Source organism: Spirillospora sp. NPDC048824 (assembly GCF_043198455.1).
Classification (GTDB): domain Bacteria; phylum Actinomycetota; class Actinomycetes; order Streptosporangiales; family Streptosporangiaceae; genus Spirillospora.
Genome location: NZ_JBICUS010000006.1, coordinates 89771 through 110379, shown reverse-complemented (window position 1 = coordinate 110379; position 20609 = coordinate 89771). Strand labels below are relative to the sequence as shown.

Genomic DNA, 20609 nt, shown 5'->3' with positions numbered 1-20609 from the left:
CACGCGTCATCAAGGTCACGCGGTCACACCTGCCGCTGGTAGACGCGGAGCGCCAAGGTCGACAGCCAGAAACCGGCGACCGCGACCACCAGCAGCCCGAAACCCCGGTCGAGGACATGACTCCATGCGACGTCGTCGCGGATCGACTGCCGTCCGACCTGGACGAGCCAGTTCACCGGGTTCACGGTGGCGACGGTGCTCATCCAGCCCGGCATCTCGTGGCGCGGGACGAAGATCTCCGAGAGGAACACCAGCGGCAGCACCATGAGCTGGGCGATGCCGACCACCGCCTGGTGGCTGCGGGTGAGCAGGCCCAGCATGTTCGACATCGAGGCGAACGCGACGGTGCTGAGGGCGATGCAGGCGAAGAACGTCAGCAGGATGGGAAGGCCGCCGGGGAACCGCGCCCCGAGGGACACCCCGATGACCAGGATCAGGGCGCTCTGCGCGAGCACCACGATGGCCTGCTGGGCCAGCCGCCCGGCGATCAGCGCCCAGCGCTGGACGGGCGTCACCAGGAACCGGTTGAGCATGCCCTGGTCCATCTCGGTCACGAACAGCATCCCGCTCCAGCCGCTGGCGAACACGGCGGTCAGCGCGACGATCCCGGGGGTGAGGAAGATGATGTAGGAGCCGTCGACGATCCGGGTCTCCATGACCGGCGCCAGCAGCTGGCCGAACAGCAGCAGCCAGACCACCGGCTGGATCAGGGCGGCCAGCACGTAGGACGGCTGCCGGACGGTGTTGCGGAGATCGCGGACCGTCATGTGGTAGAGGTGCGCGGCGCCGTCACTCATCGGCTCGGCGCCTCCTGGGCGCTGCGGAGCAGGCGGCCGGCGTGGCGCAGGTAGACGTCCCCGATCGTGGGGGCCGACAGGGTCAGCGACACCACCCGGACACCGGCCGACTCCAGCGCCGCCACCAGGTAGGGGGCGCTCACGGCGCCGCGCTCGACCCTGGCGCTGAGGCCGCAGCCCGCGACGACGATGTTGCCCACGCCCTCGACACCCGCCAGCGCCTTGCGCACCTTGCCCTCGCCCGGCGGTTCCACCAGCTCGACGCGCAGCGCGTCGCCGCCCGCCTCGCGTTTGAGCTGGCTCGGCGACCCCATGGCGACGATCTTGCCGCGGTCGAGGATGGCGAGCGTGCTGGCCAGCTCGTCGACCTCCTCCAGATAGTGGGTGGACAGCACGACCGTGATGCCGACGGCGGCCATGCCGAAGATCTCGGCCCACAGGTCGGTGCGCGTCTCCGGGTCGAGCCCGGTCGTGGGTTCGTCCAGGAACAGCACGTGCGGCTCGTGCACCAGGCCAAGGGCGACATCGAGCCGGCGGCGCATGCCGCCGGAGTACGTCCGGGTCGGCCGGTCGGCGAGGTCCGCCAGGGCGAACCGTTCGAGGAGGGAGTCCACCCGGTTCCGCAGGAGCCGCCCGTTCAGCCCGTACAACCGGCCCTGCAGAGTGAGGGCCTCCCGGCTGGTCGCGCACGGGTCGACGCCGCTCTGCTGGGTGACGCAGCCGATCCTGCGGCGCGCCTGCGCCGGCTCCCGGACGACGTCCACACCGGCGACCCGGACGCCGCCGGATCCGGGCCGGGCGAGCGTTGTGAGGATCTTGATAATGGTGGACTTGCCCGCGCCGCTCGGCCCGAGCAGGCCGAACACCGTGCCATTCCGGACCGAGAACGAGATCCCGTCCACGGCGCGGACGCCGTTGGGGTAGGTCTTGGTGAGGTCCGTGACCTCAATGGCCGCGCCGTTAATGGCCGTGCTGTCAAGGGTCGTGCTGTCAAAGGTCATCAGCGCACTCCCACAGAGATAATCGTCCGGCGATCATGGCCGGGGAGGCGATCCGGCGTCGCAGGGGAGCATCGCCGTTCTCTCGGATCGCCCCCGCCGGCACCGTCAAAAGGTCATTGCCCCCGCCGGCACCGTCAAAAGGTCATTGCCCCCGGCGGCACCCACCGGCCGCCGGGGGCCGATCGTCAATGCATGCTCTCCTCCTCGGTGAACCCGCGGTCGGCGATGACCTCGGCGTGCCAGCGCCGCCAGGCGTCGAGGTCCTCATAGGCGCCGCCCTGGAACTCGGTGACGAGCGCGCGCACCCAGCACTGCTCGGCGCGCAGCAGCGCCTCGTGGTACTCGGTCTCGATCATGAACAGCCGGCGCAGCCCGGTCTCGCGCATCCGCTCCATGAACCCCCGGACCTCGGCGAGCCGGCCGTCCAGCGCCTCGATCCGCTCTTCGAGCAGCCGGATCACCTCCTCCGGCAGCAGCACCGGGAGCAGTGACAGCCCCGACTCGAACTCCGGGTACTCCTTGGCGGGGGTGCGCAGGATCTCGCTGAGCCAGTCCTTCAACTCCGTCCGGCCGGACACGGTCAGCGCGTACACGGTCCGTTCCGGGCGCCGCCCCTCCCGGAAGGTGTCCACAGGTTCGATGTACCCGGCGCGGGCCAGCGCGTCGACAACGGTGTAGAGCGATCCGTAATTCATCCGGACGCTCTGCTCCTTGCCGCGCGTCTTGAGCAACCCGGCCAGTTCGTACGGGTGCATGGAACGCTCGAAAAGCGCCGCGAGCACGGCTAAAGCCAGCGGGTTCGAGACTTTTCGTTTCGCCACTGAAAACTCCCCGTGAACGGATACTCCAGCACGAGTATACGGAGCCGGAGATTCAAATACCAGATGACAATCTGTCAAGGTCACTCTGAGTTTTTCAGAACGTCAGAAATGAGTCAGCACCAATGAGTCAGCACCATCGCCGGCAGGCAATGGTGCTGAGCTGCGAATATGTAAACCGAACCCGGCGGGACGGTGAAATGTGAAGGGCTATGTACCGACGGTCACATGATCAGGACGATGGCCGCGGAGAGGTTGACGGCCAGCGCGGACAGGGCCAGCGCCGAACGCACCGCGTTCCACCGCCGCCATCGGCTGCGCCGCTCCGGCCAGTCGGCCGGAAGCGACGCCGGGTCCTGCGCCGCCACCCAGTGGTTGATCGGCACGTTCTTGGTGATCGACACCGTGATCACCGACGCCATCACCAGGCCCGCCGCGCCGCCGAGCAGCCGCAGCGCCGTCCCGGGCCCTGCCGCGGCCAGCGCCAGGTCCGCCAGCACCGTCAGCAGGATGGTGACGGGCATGAACGGGTCGTAGCGGGTCGCCAGGAACCCGTGAGCATGCACGTACTGCTCGCCGGGCAGCGCCAGCAGCAGCGGGACGCCGCCCAGCACGGTCGCGCTGAACACCCCCACCGCGATCGCGTTGCCCATCAACGCGATCAGCATCAGGATCTCCGACATCCGCGCCTCCTTCCGTCCTCCGCGCTTCCGTTCCGCCGCGCGCCGTGCCTCAGGTGGCCGCGCGCACCACCAGCGCCGAGTTGAACCCGCCATAGCCCCGCGCCACGACCAGTGCGCACCGCACCGGCGCCGGGCGGGGCCGCCCGATCACCAGGTCCAGCCCGCCCGCGCCCTCCCGGACGCCCACGGTCGGCGGGATCACCGCGTCGCGGACCGACAGCAGCGCCGACACCGTGTCCAGCGCCGCACCGCCCGCGTACAGGCGTCCGGTCATCGTCTTCGGCGCGGTGACCGGCACGCCCCCCGGGCCGAAGACGCCGTTCAGCGCGTCCGCCTCGACCCGGTCCAGGTCCGGGACGCCCATCGCGTCGGCGAACACGACGTCCACGTCACCGGGCTCGGCGCCCGCGTCGGTGAGGGCGTTCTCGATCGCCCGCCGCAGCGCCGGCGGGCGGCTCGACCCGGGCGGCGGGTCGAACGTGACGCCGTACCCGGCGATCTCGCCGTAGACGCGGGGGGCGCCCCGCCGCGCCGCGTGCCCGGCGTCCTCGACGATCAGCAGCGCGCCGCCCTCGCCCGGCAGATACCCGCAGGCGTCCGGGTCGAAGGGCAGGTAGGCCCGCGCCGGATCGGTCCGGACGCTGAGCCGGCCGGAACTGAGCTGCGCGACGAGCCCGTACGGGCACAGCGACGCGTCGGCGCCGCCGCTGACCGCGACCCGGGTGCCGTCGCGCAGCAGCCGGCGCGCGTGCGCGAGCGCGTCCAGCCCGCCCGCCTGCTCGGTCGCGATCACGCCGCACGGGCCGCGCATGCCGTGCCGGATGGAGATCTGGCCCGTGGTCGCCGCGTAGAACCACGCGATCGACTGGTAGGCGCCGACGAACCCCGGGCCGCGCCCCCACAGGTTCACCATCTCCCGCTGCCCGAACTCGGTGCCGCCCGACGAGGCGGCGGTGACCACCGCCATCTCGTACTCGGGCAGTTCCGCCGGGTCGACCTCGGCGTCGGCTAGGGCGAGCCGCGCCGCCGCCAGGCCCATGTGGGTCCAGTGGTCGGTCTGCGGGATGGCGCGGCTCGGCACATGGTCCGCCGCCGTGAACCCGCGGACCTCGCCGGCCAGCCGCACCGGGTACGACGACGGGTCGAACCGGGTGATCGGGCCGAGGCCCCGGCGTCCCTCCAGCGTCGCGGCCCAGTAGTCGTCCGTCCCGAGCCCCAGCGGCGTGATGACGCCGAGGCCCGTGACGACCGGCGCGGCCACGCTCGTCCGGGGACGCTCCATCACCCGGTCCGGCGCGGTCACGCGGCCTCCCCCGGCCGGGCCAGCAGCATCGCCGTCTGGAAACCGCCGAAGCCGCTGCCGACGCTGAGCACGACGTCGGTGCGGTGGTCGCGCGCCGTGAGCGGCACGTAGTCCAGGTCGCACTCGGGGTCGGGTGTGTGCAGATTGGCGGTCGGCGGCACCACGTCGTGCTCGATCGCCAGGGCGCTCGCCGCCACCTCGATGGAGCCGATCGCGCCCAGCGAATGCCCGACCATCGACTTGATCGAGCTGACCGGCACCTCGTAGGCACGCCGCCCGAGGCTCCGCTTGAACGCCGCGGTCTCGTGTCGGTCGTTCTGCTTGGTGCCCGACCCGTGGGCGTTGATGTAGTCGATGTCGTCCGGCCCCAGCCCGGCCTGCCGCATGGCAACGCTGATCGCCTCCGCCATCTCGCGGCCGTCCGGCTTGAGGCCGGTCATGTGGAAGGCGTTGCTCCGGCTCGCGAACCCGGCGATCTCCGCATAGACGTGGGCGCCCCGGGCACGGGCGGCGGACAGTTCCTCCAGCACGAAGACCGCCGAGCCCTCGCCGAGGACGAAGCCGTCCCGGTCCCGGTCGAACGGACGGGACGCGTGCTCGGCGTCGGCGTTGTTGGGCGTCGTCGCCTTGATCGCGTCGAAGCAGCCAGAGGTGATCGGGGAGATCGGCGCGTCCGTCGCCCCGGCGATCATGACGTCGGCGGCGCCCTCCCGGATGAGCTGCGCGCCGTGCGCGACGGCGTCCAGCCCGGACGTGCAGCCCGTGGAGATCAGCGACACCGGCCCCTCGGCGGCGGCGCGCCAGGCCACCTCCACCGCCAGCGTGCTCGGCACCATGTACCCGTACAGCTGCGGGACGCCGTACTCGTGGTCGACCTCCCACTGCCGTCCGCCGTCGCTGAGGACGATGTACTCCTGTTCGAGGCCCATCGTGCAGCCGACCGCGCTGCCGAGGCTCACCCCCACCCGCTCCGGTCGCAGCGCGCCCTTGTCCAGGCCGCTGTCGGCGATGGCCTCGTCGGCGGCGACGGACCCGAGCTGCGCGGCGCGGTCCATCCGCCGGATCTCCTGCGGAGTGAGTCCCTGCGCCGCCGCGTCGAAGTCGCACTCGGCGGCCACCCGCGACCGGAACCCGGTCGGGTCGAACAGGGAGATCGTGCGGGTCGCGGTCCGGCCGGCGGTCAGCAGGCCCCAGAAGGCCTTCGCGCCGATCCCGCCCGGGGCCACCACGCCGATTCCGGTGATGACCGCCCTGCGTTCGCTCCTCACGGTCAGCCGACCTTCGGCGCCGACTCGGCGGGGTGCGGCAGCGGCTCGGTGTCGACGTGGCCGAGGTCGGGCCGCGGCGCCAGCGGGCTCAGGTGGAACACGACGAACGCCTGCTCCGCGCCGTCGTTCTCCAGCCGGTGCCGGTCGTTGATGGCGACCATGAGCGAGTCGCCGGGGCCGAGCCGGACGGTCTCGTCCTCGACCCTCATCAGCAGCGAGCCGCGCACGACGTAGAGGAACTCCTCGGAGTAGGGATGCCGGTGCTCGGAGACGAACTCACCGGGCTCCAGGGTCAGCTCCCCCATGAATCCGGACGTGGACTTGACGGTCTTGGGGCTCAGCAGCACCCGGATGTCCCCGCCGCGGCGGCGGTTGGGCACGACATCAGCGGCGGTGACCTTCTGAGCTCGCGGTGTGGACACGAAACGGCTCCTTAACCAGACGGTCCCGTGACGGGATCACCGGACCAACGGTGACGTGGGGCGCTTGACCGGCGATGCAGAAGCGCTGGAAGCCCCGTCCTGGACGGGGCCGGGAGACGCCGGCGTGCGCCGCGCGGCCCAAGCGGTCTTCGAGCGGGCGCCCGGACACTGCACCGGACGGACCGGACGGACCGGAACGGGAGAGCCATGCGGATCCCTGACTCGCGGACACCCGACCCCGTGCTCCCGCGGCGGCTCCGCGCGGCGTTCGGCAGATTCGCCACGGGCGTCGCCGTCGTGACCGCCGCGACCCCGGACGGGACGCCCGTCGGGATGACGGTGAACTCGTTCACCTCGGTGTCGCTCGATCCCCCGCTGGTCCTGTTCTGCGTCGGCCGCGGGTCCCGCCTGCACCCGGTGTTCGCCGGGGCGGACGCGTTCGCCGTGAACGTCCTGCGCGAGGGGCAGCTGGCGCTCTGCCGCCGCTTCGCCAGCCCCGGCTTCGACCGCTTCGACACCATCGAGCCGAGGACGGGCCGCACCGGCGTCCCGCTGCTGCCGAGCGCGCTGGCCGTGTTCGAGTGCGTCGAGCCGCAGACCGTCCCCGCCGGCGACCACGACGTCATCATCGGCCGGGTCGCGGCGCTGGAGACCGCCCCGGACGACCACGCCGAGCCGCTGGTGTTCTTCGGCGGCGGCTACCGCTTCCTCAGCACCGAATTCCAATGGTGGTCCGCCTGGCACTCCTAGCCGCGGACGCAGAAAAGGAGAACCCGATGACGAGTCCCGTCCAGGCGCCGCCCTTCGCGCCCGTGAAGGTGTACGCGCTCAGCACCGCGTTCTGGCAGACGAAACTGATCATGACGGCCGGGGAGCTGGAGATCTTCGCGCGGCTCGCCGAAGGCCCCGCCACGGTGGAGGGCCTCGCCGAGAAGCTGTCCCTGCACTCGCCCGTGCTCCACGACTTCCTGGACGCCCTGGTCGCGCTGGGCCTGCTCGAAAGGGACGGCGACCGGTACTCCAACACCCCCGAGGCCGACTACTACCTCGTCCCGGGCAAGCGCTACTACATGGGCCACTACCTCACCTTCGTCGACAAGTTCATGCGGCCGACGTGGGACGGGCTCGGCGAGGTGCTGCGGACGGGCAAGCCGCCGGAGCCGCAGGCGCCGCCGCAGGAGGCCGCGCCGGGCAAGGAGGGCGCCGAGTTCTTCGAGCACACCTACGCGAACGTGGACCTCCAGCGCATGTTCATGGAGGCGCAGGACTCGCTCAGCAGCGAGGTCGCCTGGGAGCTGAGCCGGCGGATCGACTGGAGCCGCTGGACACGGCTCGTCGACCTCGGCGGCGCCCGCGGCAACACCGCCGGAATCCTGCTGCAGGCCCACCCGCACCTGAACGCGACCGTGTTCGACATGCCGCCGATCGAGCCGCTGTTCCACGAGCACATGGAGCGTCTCGGCGTCCAGGACCGGGCGCGCTACCAGGGCGGGGACTGGTTCGAGAACCCGCTGCCCGAGGGCGACGTCCTGCTGTGCGGCCACGCGCTGCACAACTGGACCGCCGAGCAGCGCAAGACCGTGATCGGCAAGGCGTACGAGGCGGTCCGGCCCGGCGGCGTGTTCATGGTCCACGACCTGATGATCGACGAGGACCGCAGCCGGCTGAACCCGCTGATGCTGAGCCTGGCGATGACCCTCAGCGTCGGGGGGTCCGGGTACAAGGCCGCCGAGTGCGCCGGCTGGATGGGCGAGGCCGGGTTCACCGGCGTCGAGACCGTCCCGCTGCAGGACTACGACGGCCACACGGTCGTCATCGGGCACAAGCCGGAGTAGCCGGAGCCGCAACCCGCTCGATCCGGTTCCCCCGACAGGGGCGGGACCGGATCGAGCGCGTTCGGGGTGCGTTCCCGGCTGCGTTCCGGGTGCGGTCAGGCGCGGAGCTGCTCGACCATGGCCCATTCGTCGAAGACGTTCAGGTCGTCGACGACGAGGCCGTCGCGCACCGTCCAGATCTGGACGCCGGACGCGGCGACCGTCCGTCCCGTCGGCGGGATGCCGCGGTATTCGCCCACGTGCTCGCCCCGGGCCGTGAAGTGGGTGACGACGAGGTCCCCTTCGGCCACCTGGAGGTCGACGGCGATCGTGAGGCCGGCGAAGGCCGAGCGGATCCGGCGGATGCTGTGCCGGGGCCCGTCCGGGCCGACGCGCCGCCCGCGCAGCATGAAGCCCGGCGCGAAGACACTGGAGGCGAGGTCGAGATCGCCCCGGCACCAGCCCTCCTGAAGCCAGCGCCGGGCGAGTGCCTTGTTCGCCTCCTGGACGTCCGCGGCGGTGTCCGCGGTCCCGGTCATCGCGAGCCCACGCCCGGCGGCGGCCCCACCTGCTCCAGCCCCTCGACGTGGTACCGCGTCGCCAGCTCGATCATGTCGGGCGGCGACGGCGGCCCGCCGCCCGCCATGAGTTCGCTCAGCCCCTCGAAGAAGCCCTCCACACCGCCCGGCGTGGCGACGACGAGCAGCTTGCTCGGCCCGTCGGAGATGTTGCGGAACTTGTGCGGCACGCCGCGCGGCCCGTACACCAGGCGTCCGGCCGGCGCCTCGTACTCCTCGTCGCCGAGGACGATCGAGTAGCGGCCCTCGATGACGTAGAACGCCTCGTCCTCGGCCTCGTGGATGTGCAGCGGCGGGCCCCCGCCGGGGGAGGTGGTCACCTCGAAGAACGAGTAGAGGCCGCCGGTGTCCTCGGCGCGGAGCAGGAACCGTCCCTCCTCGCCCAGCCAGCGGACCGGCGCCACCTCATCGCGCGCGACGACTTTTCCGGGGGTGTGGGTCATTACCCGGCCTCCATTCAGAATATCCTTTCCCATAATCGTCGGACGCTCACCGGAATTAGTCAACAGTCGAATTCTTCCAGCCATTCACCAGCCAGTCTCAAGTCGTCCGCGAGACAATTGTCGCGCCGACCATGAGGAGCTGGAAATGCCGAACAGCGTCATGACCGACATCGACATAGACGCCCCGCCGGAACGCGTCTGGGAGGTGCTCGCCGACCTCGCCGCATATCCCCGGTGGAACCCGTTCATCGTCCGGGCGGAAGGCACGCTCGCCCCGGGCTCGCGGCTCACCCTGCGCATCAAGTCGTCGGCCGGGTGGAGCGCCACCAACAAGGCCAGGGTCGTGGACGCCGTCCCCGGCGTCGTGCTGCGCTGGTCGGCCCGCCTCATTCCCATTCCGGGCCTGGCCGCCGGCCGCCACGAATTCGCGCTCAGCGCCACGGAGACCGGCACCCGCCTTCGCCACTCCGAGCAGTTCTCCGGCGCGCTCGTCCCGCTGATCGGCAGGCTGCTCGTCAAGACCGAACGCGACTTCCGCCTGCTGAACGAGGCCCTGAAGAAGGAGAGCGAGAACGCCTGACCCCGAAGAAGACGGGCTCTACGACCGATTCGCCTACCACGCCGCCGAACTTTGGAACGGCGGACGTGCCATCGCGGAACTCGCCGCCCGGTAGCAGCACTTGACTGGATCACCACGGCCAACACAACGGCAACAGCCGTGGCGCGGTACGAATCCTTGGCTGAGCGTGCGACGCATGGATGGACGCGCCGAGGTCTCCCGCGCGCCGAACAGGGAACCGGCCGCTCCCGGAGGGTGGAGCGGCCGGTTCCCTCCGGTGGGTCAGGAGATCTTCTTGCGGCGGATCGCCGCCCTGCCGATGGCCTCAAGGGTGCCGGAGGCCAGCTCTTTCGCGGGGGGCGGGCCGCTCTTGATGGCCCACGTCATGAAGCGGGCGAGGTCCATCGTCGTCGGGTGCAGATCGTGGTTGTCCGGGTCCTTGTAGCCGAAGGCCGCCGGCGGGAGGTCCGAATCGAGGACCATGCGCAGGATCTTGTCCGCGGCGTCGTCGGCGCCGACCTCGCCGACCTCGAACTTCGCGACCGTCTCCACCATGGTGTCCCACATGGCCTTCGTCTCCGGCTCGTCCGGCCACCAGAACCCCGTGTTGGGGGCGTCCTCCAGATCCTTGTAGATCTGCTCGTCGCCGCTGAGGTTGTAGCGGAGCTGCGCCCGGGTGAGGCGCATGGCCCCGTAGTTGGAGCTGAAACCCCAGATCCTGAAGATCGCGTCCCAGAGCTTGAAGTGCGGGAACGCCAGCAGCGAGGTGTCGCACAGCTCGTCGTTGTAGGTCAGCAGGCCCTGCTGGAGCCGCTCCACGTACTCGTAGCGCTCCTCGGAGAAGTCGTCGTCCTTGAGCGAGTCGAGGATGCGCCACGCGACCGCGTCGATGACCTCGACGGTGTTGGACATGCCGCGCGAGAACAGCGGGTCGATGAAGCCGGCGGCGTGCGCCATCATGCACCAGCGGTGCCCGACCGTCTTCTTCGACGAGTACTGCACCCGGCCCGTCGAGACCCATTCGCGGACGTGGCGCACGCCCCGGAACTGGCGTTTCACGGCCGGGAACCTGTCGACGAACGAGTAGAACTCCTCCTCCGCCGTCATGTCGGCGGGCTTCGGATGCACACGGGTGTCGAGGACGAGGCCGACGCTGCACAGCGGGTTGGTGGACTTCTTGCGGTTGTCGAACGGGATGATCCAGAAGAAGCCGCGGTCGAACGTGTGGTGCAGCGTGCCCTGGTGCCACGGCAGCGGCGGGCGCTGCGCCTTCGGCCAGTCCACCATGTGGTCGAACGCCGGGACGTCCACCATGTGGGTGAACAGCGACCGCGTGCTGGTCTTGAACCGGCACGGGTCGTCGCGCAGGTCGAGCTTGTCGGCGACCGGGGAGCGGAAGCCGCTGCCGTCCACCAGGTAGCGGGCGCGGATGACCTCGCCGTTCTGCCCGGTGACGGTCACGGCGTCGTCGGCGAAGTCGATGTCGGCCACCCGCCAGTTCTGGCGGGGCACGCAGCCGTACTTGATCGCGACGTGGAACATGTAGGAGTCGCTGTCCTGCCGGAAGATGTGCGTGGCCTTGTAGAGGGCCTTCGGGACGCCGGCCAGGATCGTCTCGTCAGGGTCGGGCTCCTCGCCCGGCCGGTGCGACACGAACGCGAAGTGCCGCTTCAGGCCGAACGTCGTGCCGATCTTCTTGTCGACCTCGTTGATGCTCTCCAGCGTCGTGATCTCGGGCACGCCGTAGCGCGCGGCGAGCATCTGCAGCCGGACGAGGAAATGCGGGATCGTCGACTCGCCCACGGCGAACCGCGGGTGCGTCACGCCGTCGACCAGGACGACGTTCGCGCCGTTCTTCGCCAGGATGGCGCCGAGCATGGAACCCGACATCCCCGATCCGATGATCAGGACGTCGCAGTCGGTCTGCTTGCTCATCTGCCCTCGCTTCTCTCGGTGCGGGCGGACTTCACACCAGCGCGGTCCCGCCGTCCACGAGGAGGTAGGCGCCGGTCATGTACTCGGCGGAGTCGGCCGCCAGGAACGCGATCACCTCGGCGACGTCCTCGGGGACCCCGTTGCGCCGGATCGCGGCGCGCTGCGCGTTGGCGCGCAGCGCCGGTTCGGGGAGCCCGTCGGCGACGCGGGTGAGGATGAGGCCGGGCGCCACCCCGTTGACGCGGACGCCGTGCTGGCCGACCTCCTGCGCCAGGGACTTGACCGCCGCCTCCACGGCCGCCTTCGCCATGGACAGCCCGAGGAACCCGGGCGCGGGGGTGCGGGAGAGCGCGGCGCCGACGGCGACGACGGAGCCCCGCCCGCGTTCGACCATCGCGGGCAGCACCGCGGCGACCGGGTTCAGCATCGCGTGCATCTGCCGCCGCACCGTCCGGTCGACGACCTCGATCGGGGTGCCCGTGAACGGCGCGAAGCCGACGTCCTCGGCGTAGAGCCCGGTCGCGTTCGTCACCAGGATGTCGATGGGCCCGAGTTCGTCCCGGGTCCGCTCCACCATCGCCCGGACCTGCTCGTCGTCGGTCACGTCGGCCTGGACGGCCAGCGCCCGGCCTCCCGCGGCCCTGATCGACTCGGCCATCTCCTTGGCCGGTGTCTCACCCCGCAGATAGTTCAGCGTGACCGCCGCCCCGCGGGAGGCGAGCATCCAGGCGGTCGCGGCGCCGATGCCGCTGCTCGCCCCGGTCACCAGCGCGACCTTGCCGTGGAAGGACGGCGTCTGCGGCTTCACCGGAAGCAGGTCCATGGTCACGATCCCTTCGTCTCGGGGACGCCCGACGCGTCGTAGGAGACCCCGGTGAGCTTCTCCGAGACCTGCCACAGCCGCCGGCCGAGGTCGGGGTCCTCGGCCCGGTCGGGCGTCCTGACCCTGCCGACGGGGCCGCGGATCTGGACCCGTCCCTGCGGGGCGTAGCTCTCGCCGGGGACGACCCCGGGCGCGCAGGCCGCGTACAGCGACGGCCATGCGCCCTGCTCGGTCGGCTTGGCGACCAGCGCCGTGGTGAACCGGTACCAGAGTTCCTGGATCCGGTTGTTCGCCATCCGGGGCCCGACATAGAGGACGTCGGTCGCCGCGTACCCGGGGTGCGCCGCGACTCCGGCGAGCCCCCGGCCGGCGTACCGGCGCGACAGTTCCTTGGCGAACACGAGGTTGGCCATCTTGGCCTGCGTGTAGGCGGCGGACTTGTTGTACTTCCGCTCACCCTGCAGATTGTCAAAGTCGATCTTGCCCCAGTAGTTGACGCCGAAGGTGGTGAGGCTCACCACCCGGCCGCCGGGACGCGCGAGCAATACCGGGAGCAGCAGGCCGGTCAGTGCGAAGTGCCCGAGATAGTTCGTGGCGAACTGCAACTCGAAACCGTCCGGCGTGAGCGTGAACGGGGTGGCCATCACGCCGGCGTTGTTGATGAGAATGTCGAGACAGGGCCGGTCGGCGGTGTATCCGGCGGCGAACTCGCGCACCGACTCCAGGTTCGCCACGTCCAGCGGGCGGTACTCGGCCGCCGCGCCCGGGGCGAGGCGCCGCAGTTCGGCCAGCGCCCGCTTCGCGCGTTCTTCGTCGCGGCAGGCCAGCGTGACCTCCGCACCGCGTCGCGCCAGCTCCAGCGCGGTGTGAAAGCCCAGGCCGGCGTTCGCTCCGGTCACCACCGCCGTCCGGCCGGAAAGGTCGGGCAATTCGTCCGGTGTCCACTTCGGCATCGTCGATCCTCTCCGGGCCCGCCGCTGCGCCCACGGGCCACCCGGCCAGTGTGACGGGTGCCGATAAAACGGCGGCTAAGCAACGGAAAGGCGATGCCTCACATCTTGACAGCATAATTGCGGCTGGTTAGCCTCGAAATTGATTGATGCGATTCCACGTCCCGGAAGGTGTTTCAGCATGCCCGAAAAAAGCCAGCAGGAAAGGAATAAGGAAATCCTTGTCCGCTCGCTGGACATTCTCCGCGGAAAGGCCGACCCGGAGATGGCCAAGAGCCTTTACACGGCGGACTACGACGACCACAGCGGCGCCCCGCAGCGCGGCCCGGACCGGGTCCTGGCGGTGGGCGAGGCGGCGCGTACGGCCTTCCCCGACCTCGACTACGACATCGAGGAGATCATCGCCGAGGGCGACATCGTCGCCTGGCGGATGGTGATGAAGGGGACGCACGAGGGTCCGCTGCCGGGATCCGGGCTGCCCGGCACCGGCAAGCGCGTCAACGTCCGGCAGCAGCACATGGTCCGTTTCGAGGGCGAGCGGATCGCCGAGCACTGGGCGATCCGCGACGACCTGGGAATGATGCAGCAGCTGGGCGTCATCCCCGCCCCCGGCGGCCCGCCTCCAGGCAGATAGCCCCACGGCCGTCCCACGTCGACCTGCGGCGTGCCGCCCTCATGAGGCCGGTGGAAAGGGCGCCACGCCGCAGGTGCGCGGACGTTCACCGGGCTTGCCAGCGTGGGCGGCGCGCATAGCGGGGCAGCCACACCCTCGCGTAGAGCAGGCGCACCGGCGGCGGGACGCGGCGGAGCACGGCGGCGCGGTCGGCCGGCAGCGCGTCGCCGAGCAGCCAGGGGAAGAACTCCGGCGCCGACTTCAGCGCCGCGAGCCCGTTGCCCCGCATGTCGGCCAGGCACCTCTCCCACGCGGCCGCCGGCATCGCCGCCCGTACCAGCGGCAGCGCGTCCCGCTCCTCGTGGTCGAGGTGCCCGCCGACCTCGCCGGCGAACGCGTGCGCGGCCTTCGCCAGTGCGTCGCCGTCCCCGCCGTCCCCGCCGGACGGGCCGGACGGGTTCGCGAGCGCGGCGTCCACATCGGCGATCAGCGGGTCGATGCGGGCGTGCTCGTCCTCCATCGCGGCCAGCACGGCCAGGTCGTCGGGACGGTCCCGCAGGCCGGCGCGCATCCGCGGCCACATGTGCCGGTCCTCGCCGTCGTGGTGGCTGCCCAGCATCGCCTTCAGCGTGCCCCAGCCGAGGAGCATCGCCTCGTGGCCGCGCGCGTCGCCGGGGCGCAGCCGCTCGGCCGCCCGCGCCAGGTGGTCCAGGTCGCGCCGTAGCGCGTTGTGCGTGGCCTGCATCAGGGCCATGTCGTAGTCGGCGGGCATTTCGGTCCCCCTCAGTACTGGCAGTTGGTGATCAGCGTGTGCGCCGCGGCCAGATAACGGTCGTCCGGATTGAGCGCGTGCTCGCGCAGGCACGCCTCCGTGAGCTTGATGGCGTGCTCCTCGCCGAGGTCGACCGCGTCGGCGGCCAGCGCGCCGCCCGGCGGAGGCCGGTACCCCTCGGCCGCCGCCGGCCCCACGCCCGGCATCGAGGGGACGGCCTTCCACACGGCGGTGGCCACGGTGGCGACGGCCCGGTAGGAGCTCAGCGCGAGATCGTCCGGCAGGACCGGCAGCACCAGGCGCAGCGCGGCGGGCGCCGTGATCGCGTGCACCTGCGGGACGGGCGGGTGCGGCGCGAGCCGGGCGTAGGTGCCGGCGTGCAGGGCGGTGAGTTCGCTCAGCGCGGCCGGGACCTCCGCGGCCGTGGCGACCGAGGGCCCCTCGGCCCGCAGCTTCCGCGGCACCGGTGTGTGCCGCGCCGCCCAGTACGCCATCCCGCGCGCGAGCTCGTTGAGCTGGAGTTCGCTCGGTTCCTTGACGGTGCTCAGCGTCCGCACCGCGTGCGCGGTGCGGATCAGACCGTGGGTGAACGCCGACAGCGCCCCCTCCATCAGCGACGGCCACCAGCTCACCAGCACCTCGCGCCACGGCCGCTCGCTGAGCCGCCACTCGAAGTACTGGACCCAGTCGGCGACCCGGCGGTAGTCGCCGAGCGCCACCCGGCGCGCCTCCACCGGATCCTCCGGAAGCAGCACGCCCGCGGCGGGCGGCACGTGGTGGCCGCGCCGCCGCTCGTTGGTCTCGATCCAGCGCGGGATGACGTCGTGGCATCCGAGGACCGCGAGCGTCTCGGCGACCATGGGCGCGTGGACGGCGAAGTCGGGGCCGAACTCGAACCCCGTCTCCCAGAGCCGGTCGAGCGCGTCGTTCACGGAGTCGGCATAGCGCTCTGCGCTGGAACCGGCGGGACGCTCGGCGCCGGAGTCGAAGTCGGAGTCGGTACGGCGCTCCGTGCCGGGGTCGGTGCAGCGTTCGAGGCCGGACCTCATTCGGTTCTCCTTCCCTCCGCCAGGACCATCGCCCCGTACATCTGGAAGCCGCCCTGGGTGTCGCGCAGGGAGGCCTCCTCGCGCATGGAGCGGGCGCGGTCGGCCGGGACGACGCCGAGTTCGCCGGCGCGGCGCAGCGCGTCCATCAGGCCGGTGAGCCCGTCGGCCTCCGCGACGGTCCGCAGGACGACGGGCATGACGGTGACGCGGACGTCCCGCAGCCCGACCGCGCCCAGCAGGCCGTGCAGCCGCCGCCCGATCCACGGGTTGCGGATGTTGTTGAACCACCAGGTGAGGACGGTGCGCGCCGCCTCCCGGTCGGTCAGGTCCGGGGCCCACATACCGTGGTCGGGGTCGGCGATGAGGACGCGCCCGCCCGGTTTGACGACGCGCAGCATCTCCCGGACGGCGCCCGCCGGGTCGTCCAGGTGCTGGACCATCCGCTCCGACCGGACCGCGTCGAAGTCGCCGTCGGGGAACGGCAGCGAGTACGCGTCGGCGACGTGGAACAGGGCGTCCACGCCGGCCACCCGGCTCCGGCGGACGGCGCCCGTGACGGCCTCCTCCTGCACGTCGACGCCGACGGCCACGCCGCTCGGGCCGACCCGCCGGGCGATCTCCAGGACGTCGGTTCCGTTGCCGCACCCGATGTCCAGGACCCGGTCGCCCGGCCCGCACGCGAGCCGGCGCAGGATCGCGGCCTTGACGGCCTCCAGTGAGCCGGCCGCCTCGTCCAGGTACTCCTCGGCGGGCCGGCCGAGCAGCGTCGTGGTGTTGCCCGGTTCACCGCCGTTGTTCTCGGTCATGGTCGGTCAAGCCCCCTTCTCCGGCTGGAGCTCACGCTCCGGCACCGGGCCCGGCGCGCTTCGCCGGGCCAGGCCGCTCGGCCACCAGACGCGGTCACCGATGTCGTAGGTGAGCGCGGGAACCAGCAGCGAGCGGACGATCAAGGTGTCGATCAGCACCCCGAACGCGATCACGAATCCCTGCTCGGCGAAGCCGACGACGGGCAGGGTCACCAGGACGCTGAACGTGGCCGCCAGCACGATTCCGGCGGAGGTGATCACACCGCCGGTGCTGGTCAGGGCCTTGAGGGTGCCTTCGCGTGTGCCGTGCGCCCGGGTCTCCTCGCGGACGCGGCTGGTGAGGAAGATGTTGTAGTCGACCCCGAGCGCCACGAGGAACACGAAGCAGAGCAGGGGGAGCTGCGCGTCCTGGCCCGTCCAGTCGAAGCCGTACTCGAACACGAGCGTCGAGATGCCCAGCGTCGCGCCGAACGACAGCGCCACCGTCAGGATCAGCAGGACCGACAGCGTGATCGCGCGCAGCAGGCAGAACAGCACCAGGAGGATGACCACCAGGACGAGCGGGATGATCAGCCACGCGTCCCGCACGTTGGTGTTGAGCTGGTCGAGCCCGATCGCGGCGGGCCCGCCGACCTGCGCGTCGGCGCCGGCGACCGCGTGCACCCGGTCGCGGAGCGTCTCGACGGCCTGCCGTTCCCCGGAGGTACCGGGCTCGGCCTTCAGCGTGACCGCCAGCTGCACCTTCCCGCCGACGCGTCCGACCTCCTCGGCGGTGCCGGCGCCGGCCGCGAGCGCCGCCGCCTTCACCTCCTCCGCCCGGTCCGCGTTGGCGATGAGCGTCGCGGGGTTGCTGTTGCCGGCGGGGAAGTGGGCCGAGATCAGGCTCTCCCCGTGCTCGGATTCGGAGGTCGTGGTGAACATCGTCTGCTGCGGGACGTTGAAGGCGAGCAGCCCCAGGATTCCCGCCGCCAGCACGAGGGAGGTCAGCGTCCAGACGCGGCGCGGCCGGGACGAGACGAGGGCGGCGGTGCGGGTCCAGATGCCGAGGACGCGCTTGGTGTCGCCGAGGTGCGGGACCTTGGGCCAGAACACCCAGCGGCCCAGGATGACCAGCAGCGCGGGCAGCAGCGTCAGCATGGCGAGCACGGCGGAGACGACCGCGATGATCCCGACGGGTGCGAGCGCGAGGGTGGCGTTCAGGTCGGCGACGCCGAGGCACAGCAGCCCGAGGCCGACCGTCCCGCCGGAGGCGATGATCGTGCCGGAGGAGCGGCGCAGGGTCTCGGCCATCGCCTCGTGCCGGTCCTCGTGCCTGCCGAGTTCCTCCCGGTATCTGGCGATCAGCAGCAGGGCGTAGTCGGTGCCCGCGCCGTAGATGAGGATGCTCAGCACACCGGTCGACATCGAGTTGATGACCAGGTCGGTGTTCTTGATCAGGCCGTAGATGAACGCGCTGCCGAGCTGGTTGGCGACCCCGACCGACACGAGCGGCACCAGGAACAGGAACGGGCTGCGGTAGATGACCAGCAGCAGGACGGCGACCACGATGACCGGGATGACGACGAGCGTGAACTCCATGTCCCTGAAGATCAGGAACTGGTCGGCGTCGCGGCCGGCGGGTCCGGTCACCTTGATGTCGAGTCCGGCGGCCGGCTCGCCCAGCTGCTCCCGCATCGCGTCGACCGAGTCGAGGATGTAGGCGCCCTCCTGCTTGTTCTCCGGCGCCACGAGCGGGATCTGGTAGAACAGCGCCTCACCGTCGCGGGCCGTGGCGAGCTGCTCCGGCTTGACCTCCGGGGTGTACGTGCGCATCAGCGCCTGCTGGTCGGCGGCGGCGCGCTGCCGGTCGGCGTCGGTCAGCCCGCCGTCACGCTCGTACACGATGATGGCCGGGTTGACCCTGCCCTGCGGGAACTTCTGCTGCGCTTCGAGGACGGCGGTGGACTCGGCGCTCTTGGGCAGGTAGCCGAGCCGGTCGTTGTTGACGGCGTCGAACAGCTGCCCGGCGAACGGCGCCGCGGCCATCAGGATGATGATCCAGGCCACCAGCACGAGCCATTTGGCCCGCCGGCCCGCTGGAAACGCCAGATATCGAGACATCCCTACCTCCGAAGACGACGCCGAACGAGATCATATACATGGCTATTATTGTCATGACTATCGTCGAATGGGAAGGGCCCGAGGTCTGGACGGGACCCGCGGTGGCACGGCACCCGCGGCGACGCCCGTCGCGGCTGCGGTTCAGTCCGGTTCGGTCCAGTTCAGCCCCAGACCAGCGCCGCGCCGAGGATGGCGACGCCGAATCCGGCCAGCGCGAAGAGCGTCCGCACACGGTTGGCGGCGGCCCACCTCGCCCGGACGCCCTGCCAGCCGTCCGGCGGGGCCTCGGCGTCCCAGCGGTCGACGACGCGGTTGAACCGGACGTTCCACCGCTCCGACACCACCGCGACCCCGACGATGCACAGCCCCGCGAGCGCGATCGCGACCCGCGGCCACAGCCCGCCGGCCACGGCCACCAGCAGCACGCAGACCGCCAGCGCGACCTTGTTCACCCTCGGCATCAGCGGGTCGAACCGCCGGTCCAGCAGCCGGTGCACCTGCACGTAGCGCTCACCCGGCAGCGCACCCACCGCCGGGACGATCGCCACCTCCACCGCGAACAGCACCCCGGCCAGGGTCCCCGACAGCAGCAGGAACACCGCGAGGAGGACATCGAGGAGCACGCCGCCGGCCATCAGAACCGCACGTCCATCATCTGCTGGTAGCTCTGCTTGCGGCCCACCCTGTCGAAGAAGGCGCGCATGAACAGGTCGCGGCCCGCGCACACCGGACGGCTGCGCCAGCGCCCCATCGCACCGATCGTCCACGCGGTCTGCACCATGCCGGCCACCCGCTCATGGCGCAGTTCCTCGTAGGCGGCCACCGCGGCGGGCACGTCGTCGTGCTCGGACAGCATCCGGACCAGGCCGACCGCGTCCTCGATGGCCTGCCCGGCGCCCTGGCTCAGGTTCAGCGTCATCGGGTGCGCGGCGTCGCCCACCAGCACCACCCGGCCGCGGCCCCACCCGCCGCAGCGGTCCGGCGGACGGTCGAAGATGCCGATCGGGAGGATCGCCTCCTCCGCCGTGGACGCGATGATGCGGGGGACGGGGTCCGGCCAGTCGCGGTACGCCTCCGCCATCACCTCGCGCCGGCTCTTCGCCAGCATGTCGAACGAGGCGCCGGCGCTGTCGGCGGTGATGGCGTCCCAGTACACCTCGTCCTCGTTCAGCCGCATGTACAGGAAGCGCAGCCCTCCCCTGCCCCAGAGGTTGAAGAACGTCCCGGTCGGGACGACGTCCTCGCCCGGCAGCCGGGTGATCGCCTGCCAGGCCGTGTAGCCGGCGTACCGCAGCGGAAGGTCGTGGCCCTTGCGGAGGTCGTCGCGGACGGTGGAGCGGACGCCGTCCGCGCCGATCAGCACGTCGGCGCGCAGTTCGGCGCCGTCGTCGAGGCGCACCGTGACACCGTCGCCGTCCTGGGTGAAACCGGCGCAGCGGGTCCCCAGCCGGACGCAGTCGCCCGCCGCCTCCATCAGCACCGTGTTCAGCGCCGACCGCCGCAGCCCGAGGGCGGGCGCACCGTGCCGCCCGGCCTCGGACGCGACGTCCCAGCGGGCGAGCCGCCGGTCCCGGTCGGAACGGAACTCGTGGTGGACGATCTCGACCCCGGCCTCGGCGACCGGCTCGTCGAGCTTCAGTTCGCGCAGGGCGAGCAGCGCGTTGTGCCAGAGCATGAACCCGCCGCCGGTCAGCAGCCGGTCCGGGGTCGAGCGGCGTTCCAGGACGACGGTGTCGATCCCCGCCCGGCGCAGCGCGATCGCGGTCGTCAGACCGCCGATGCCCGCGCCGGCGACGATCGCGTTCCGCACGGCGGCCATGCCGGTCCCTCCCTGTTCGGTGTCGGGTGTCAGGTGACCCTGTGGTGGTGGTGACC

Annotated in this window: 22 protein-coding genes; 4 read left to right on the top strand and 18 right to left on the bottom strand. The window is 71.3% G+C overall.

The genetic code is table 11. From position 1 onward, the window contains the following. Positions 1 to 23 precede the first annotated feature (23 nt). From ACGFIS_RS13710 to ACGFIS_RS13680, 7 genes are all read right to left on the bottom strand, one after another. Positions 24 to 797, bottom strand: a complete 774-nt coding sequence (locus ACGFIS_RS13710; protein WP_392911691.1) for an ABC transporter permease — start codon at positions 795 to 797, stop codon at positions 24 to 26. Further along, the gene (locus tag ACGFIS_RS13705) at positions 794 to 1798 is read right to left on the bottom strand and encodes an ATP-binding cassette domain-containing protein (protein ID WP_392911689.1); all 1005 of its coding nucleotides are present in this window, start codon (positions 1796 to 1798) and stop codon (positions 794 to 796) included. The genes ACGFIS_RS13710 and ACGFIS_RS13705 overlap by 4 nt, the downstream gene beginning before the upstream one ends. Positions 1799 to 1983: 185 nt before the next feature. Then, positions 1984 to 2619, bottom strand: coding sequence for a PadR family transcriptional regulator (locus ACGFIS_RS13700; protein WP_392911687.1), 636 nt, complete (start codon positions 2617 to 2619; stop codon positions 1984 to 1986). A 221-nt stretch (positions 2620 to 2840) separates the two neighbouring features. Next, a complete protein-coding gene (locus ACGFIS_RS13695) occupies positions 2841 to 3299 on the bottom strand; it encodes an anthrone oxygenase family protein (protein WP_392911684.1) in 459 nt (152 codons plus the stop codon). A gap of 49 nt (positions 3300 to 3348) precedes the next feature. Further along, on the bottom strand, positions 3349 to 4581 hold the full coding sequence (locus ACGFIS_RS13690) for a ketosynthase chain-length factor (RefSeq protein WP_392911822.1): 1233 nt from the start codon (positions 4579 to 4581) through the stop codon (positions 3349 to 3351). Positions 4582 to 4598: 17 nt separating this feature from the next. Continuing rightward, positions 4599 to 5876, bottom strand: a complete 1278-nt coding sequence (locus ACGFIS_RS13685; protein WP_392911820.1) for a beta-ketoacyl-[acyl-carrier-protein] synthase family protein — start codon at positions 5874 to 5876, stop codon at positions 4599 to 4601. Next, positions 5873 to 6292, bottom strand: a complete 420-nt coding sequence (locus ACGFIS_RS13680) for a cupin domain-containing protein (protein ID WP_358460987.1) — start codon at positions 6290 to 6292, stop codon at positions 5873 to 5875. The genes ACGFIS_RS13685 and ACGFIS_RS13680 overlap by 4 nt, the downstream gene beginning before the upstream one ends. 207 nt (positions 6293 to 6499) lie before the next feature. On the opposite strand from ACGFIS_RS13680, the gene ACGFIS_RS13675 reads away from it, so the two are divergent. Further along, positions 6500 to 7042 carry a flavin reductase family protein gene (locus ACGFIS_RS13675; protein WP_392911681.1) on the top strand — a complete coding sequence of 181 codons (543 nt, stop codon included), beginning with the start codon at positions 6500 to 6502 and terminating at the stop codon, positions 7040 to 7042. 26 nt (positions 7043 to 7068) lie between these two features. Next, on the top strand, positions 7069 to 8127 hold the full coding sequence (locus ACGFIS_RS13670; protein WP_392911679.1) for a methyltransferase: 1059 nt from the start codon (positions 7069 to 7071) through the stop codon (positions 8125 to 8127). A 95-nt stretch (positions 8128 to 8222) separates the two neighbouring features. Here the strand turns inward: ACGFIS_RS13670 and ACGFIS_RS13665 are convergent, their stop codons facing one another. Both ACGFIS_RS13665 and ACGFIS_RS13660 read right to left on the bottom strand, forming a co-directional pair. Continuing rightward, positions 8223 to 8645 (bottom strand): ester cyclase, encoded by a 423-nt coding sequence (locus tag ACGFIS_RS13665; RefSeq protein WP_392911677.1) that lies wholly within the window; start codon positions 8643 to 8645, stop codon positions 8223 to 8225. Then, a complete protein-coding gene (locus ACGFIS_RS13660; RefSeq protein ID WP_392911675.1) occupies positions 8642 to 9127 on the bottom strand; it encodes a cupin domain-containing protein in 486 nt (161 codons plus the stop codon). The genes ACGFIS_RS13665 and ACGFIS_RS13660 overlap by 4 nt, the downstream gene beginning before the upstream one ends. Positions 9128 to 9272: 145 nt before the next feature. Between ACGFIS_RS13660 and ACGFIS_RS13655 the strand changes: the two genes are divergently transcribed. Continuing rightward, positions 9273 to 9707, top strand: coding sequence for an SRPBCC family protein (locus tag ACGFIS_RS13655; RefSeq protein ID WP_392911673.1), 435 nt, complete (start codon positions 9273 to 9275; stop codon positions 9705 to 9707). A gap of 261 nt (positions 9708 to 9968) precedes the next feature. Here the strand turns inward: ACGFIS_RS13655 and ACGFIS_RS13650 are convergent, their stop codons facing one another. The 3 genes from ACGFIS_RS13650 to ACGFIS_RS13640 are packed head-to-tail and all read right to left on the bottom strand — an operon-like array spanning position 9969 to position 13397. Continuing rightward, entirely contained in the window at positions 9969 to 11621 is a 1653-nt protein-coding gene (locus ACGFIS_RS13650; RefSeq protein ID WP_392911671.1) for an NAD(P)/FAD-dependent oxidoreductase, read from the bottom strand. A 31-nt stretch (positions 11622 to 11652) separates the two neighbouring features. Further along, positions 11653 to 12444, bottom strand: coding sequence for an SDR family NAD(P)-dependent oxidoreductase (locus tag ACGFIS_RS13645; protein WP_392911818.1), 792 nt, complete (start codon positions 12442 to 12444; stop codon positions 11653 to 11655). Positions 12445 to 12446: 2 nt separating this feature from the next. Further along, positions 12447 to 13397, bottom strand: a complete 951-nt coding sequence (locus ACGFIS_RS13640; protein WP_392911669.1) for an oxidoreductase — start codon at positions 13395 to 13397, stop codon at positions 12447 to 12449. Positions 13398 to 13575: 178 nt separating this feature from the next. Here ACGFIS_RS13640 and ACGFIS_RS13635 point away from each other — a divergent pair, with 178 nt between their 5' ends. Beyond that, a complete protein-coding gene (locus ACGFIS_RS13635; RefSeq protein ID WP_392911667.1) occupies positions 13576 to 14028 on the top strand; it encodes an ester cyclase in 453 nt (150 codons plus the stop codon). An 85-nt stretch (positions 14029 to 14113) separates the two neighbouring features. Here ACGFIS_RS13635 and ACGFIS_RS13630 read toward each other — a convergent pair whose 3' ends face one another. The 6 genes from ACGFIS_RS13630 to ACGFIS_RS13605 all read right to left on the bottom strand — a co-directional run bounded on the left by ACGFIS_RS13630 (position 14114) and on the right by ACGFIS_RS13605 (position 20553). Beyond that, positions 14114 to 14779: a hemerythrin domain-containing protein gene (locus tag ACGFIS_RS13630; RefSeq protein ID WP_392911665.1), complete on the bottom strand. Its 666-nt coding sequence runs from the start codon at positions 14777 to 14779 to the stop codon at positions 14114 to 14116. A gap of 11 nt (positions 14780 to 14790) precedes the next feature. Beyond that, positions 14791 to 15828: a hypothetical protein gene (locus tag ACGFIS_RS13625; RefSeq protein WP_392911663.1), complete on the bottom strand. Its 1038-nt coding sequence runs from the start codon at positions 15826 to 15828 to the stop codon at positions 14791 to 14793. Then, positions 15825 to 16634: a methyltransferase domain-containing protein gene (locus ACGFIS_RS13620; RefSeq protein WP_392970901.1), complete on the bottom strand. Its 810-nt coding sequence runs from the start codon at positions 16632 to 16634 to the stop codon at positions 15825 to 15827. The genes ACGFIS_RS13625 and ACGFIS_RS13620 overlap by 4 nt, the downstream gene beginning before the upstream one ends. Positions 16635 to 16640: 6 nt before the next feature. Then, positions 16641 to 18734, bottom strand: coding sequence for an MMPL family transporter (locus ACGFIS_RS13615; RefSeq protein WP_392911659.1), 2094 nt, complete (start codon positions 18732 to 18734; stop codon positions 16641 to 16643). 161 nt (positions 18735 to 18895) lie between these two features. Continuing rightward, complete coding sequence (locus ACGFIS_RS13610; protein ID WP_392911657.1) at positions 18896 to 19369, bottom strand: anthrone oxygenase family protein; 474 nt, start codon at positions 19367 to 19369, stop codon at positions 18896 to 18898. Then, a complete protein-coding gene (locus ACGFIS_RS13605; RefSeq protein WP_392911655.1) occupies positions 19369 to 20553 on the bottom strand; it encodes an FAD-dependent monooxygenase in 1185 nt (394 codons plus the stop codon). Before ACGFIS_RS13605 ends, ACGFIS_RS13610 begins: the two co-directional genes overlap by 1 nt. Between the last annotated feature and the right edge of the window lie 56 nt (positions 20554 to 20609).

Bases quoted from the DNA above. Each gene is read 5' to 3' on its own strand.
- ACGFIS_RS13710 (WP_392911691.1), bottom strand. From the start codon at position 797: ATGAGTGACGGCGCCGCGCACCTCTACCACATGACGGTCCGCGATCTC.
- ACGFIS_RS13705 (WP_392911689.1), bottom strand. From the start codon at position 1,798: ATGACCTTTGACAGCACGACCCTTGACAGCACGGCCATTAACGGCGCG.
- ACGFIS_RS13695 (WP_392911684.1), bottom strand. From the start codon at position 3,299: ATGTCGGAGATCCTGATGCTGATCGCGTTGATGGGCAACGCGATCGCG.
- ACGFIS_RS13690 (WP_392911822.1), bottom strand. From the start codon at position 4,581: ATGGAGCGTCCCCGGACGAGCGTGGCCGCGCCGGTCGTCACGGGCCTC.
- ACGFIS_RS13675 (WP_392911681.1), top strand. From the start codon at position 6,500: ATGCGGATCCCTGACTCGCGGACACCCGACCCCGTGCTCCCGCGGCGG.
- ACGFIS_RS13670 (WP_392911679.1), top strand. From the start codon at position 7,069: ATGACGAGTCCCGTCCAGGCGCCGCCCTTCGCGCCCGTGAAGGTGTAC.
- ACGFIS_RS13665 (WP_392911677.1), bottom strand. From the start codon at position 8,645: ATGACCGGGACCGCGGACACCGCCGCGGACGTCCAGGAGGCGAACAAG.
- ACGFIS_RS13660 (WP_392911675.1), bottom strand. From the start codon at position 9,127: ATGACCCACACCCCCGGAAAAGTCGTCGCGCGCGATGAGGTGGCGCCG.
- ACGFIS_RS13655 (WP_392911673.1), top strand. From the start codon at position 9,273: ATGCCGAACAGCGTCATGACCGACATCGACATAGACGCCCCGCCGGAA.
- ACGFIS_RS13650 (WP_392911671.1), bottom strand. From the start codon at position 11,621: ATGAGCAAGCAGACCGACTGCGACGTCCTGATCATCGGATCGGGGATG.
- ACGFIS_RS13645 (WP_392911818.1), bottom strand. From the start codon at position 12,444: ATGGACCTGCTTCCGGTGAAGCCGCAGACGCCGTCCTTCCACGGCAAG.
- ACGFIS_RS13640 (WP_392911669.1), bottom strand. From the start codon at position 13,397: ATGCCGAAGTGGACACCGGACGAATTGCCCGACCTTTCCGGCCGGACG.
- ACGFIS_RS13635 (WP_392911667.1), top strand. From the start codon at position 13,576: ATGCCCGAAAAAAGCCAGCAGGAAAGGAATAAGGAAATCCTTGTCCGC.
- ACGFIS_RS13630 (WP_392911665.1), bottom strand. From the start codon at position 14,779: ATGCCCGCCGACTACGACATGGCCCTGATGCAGGCCACGCACAACGCG.
- ACGFIS_RS13625 (WP_392911663.1), bottom strand. From the start codon at position 15,828: ATGAGGTCCGGCCTCGAACGCTGCACCGACCCCGGCACGGAGCGCCGT.
- ACGFIS_RS13620 (WP_392970901.1), bottom strand. From the start codon at position 16,634: ATGACCGAGAACAACGGCGGTGAACCGGGCAACACCACGACGCTGCTC.
- ACGFIS_RS13615 (WP_392911659.1), bottom strand. From the start codon at position 18,734: ATGTCTCGATATCTGGCGTTTCCAGCGGGCCGGCGGGCCAAATGGCTC.
- ACGFIS_RS13610 (WP_392911657.1), bottom strand. From the start codon at position 19,369: ATGGCCGGCGGCGTGCTCCTCGATGTCCTCCTCGCGGTGTTCCTGCTG.
- ACGFIS_RS13605 (WP_392911655.1), bottom strand. From the start codon at position 20,553: ATGGCCGCCGTGCGGAACGCGATCGTCGCCGGCGCGGGCATCGGCGGT.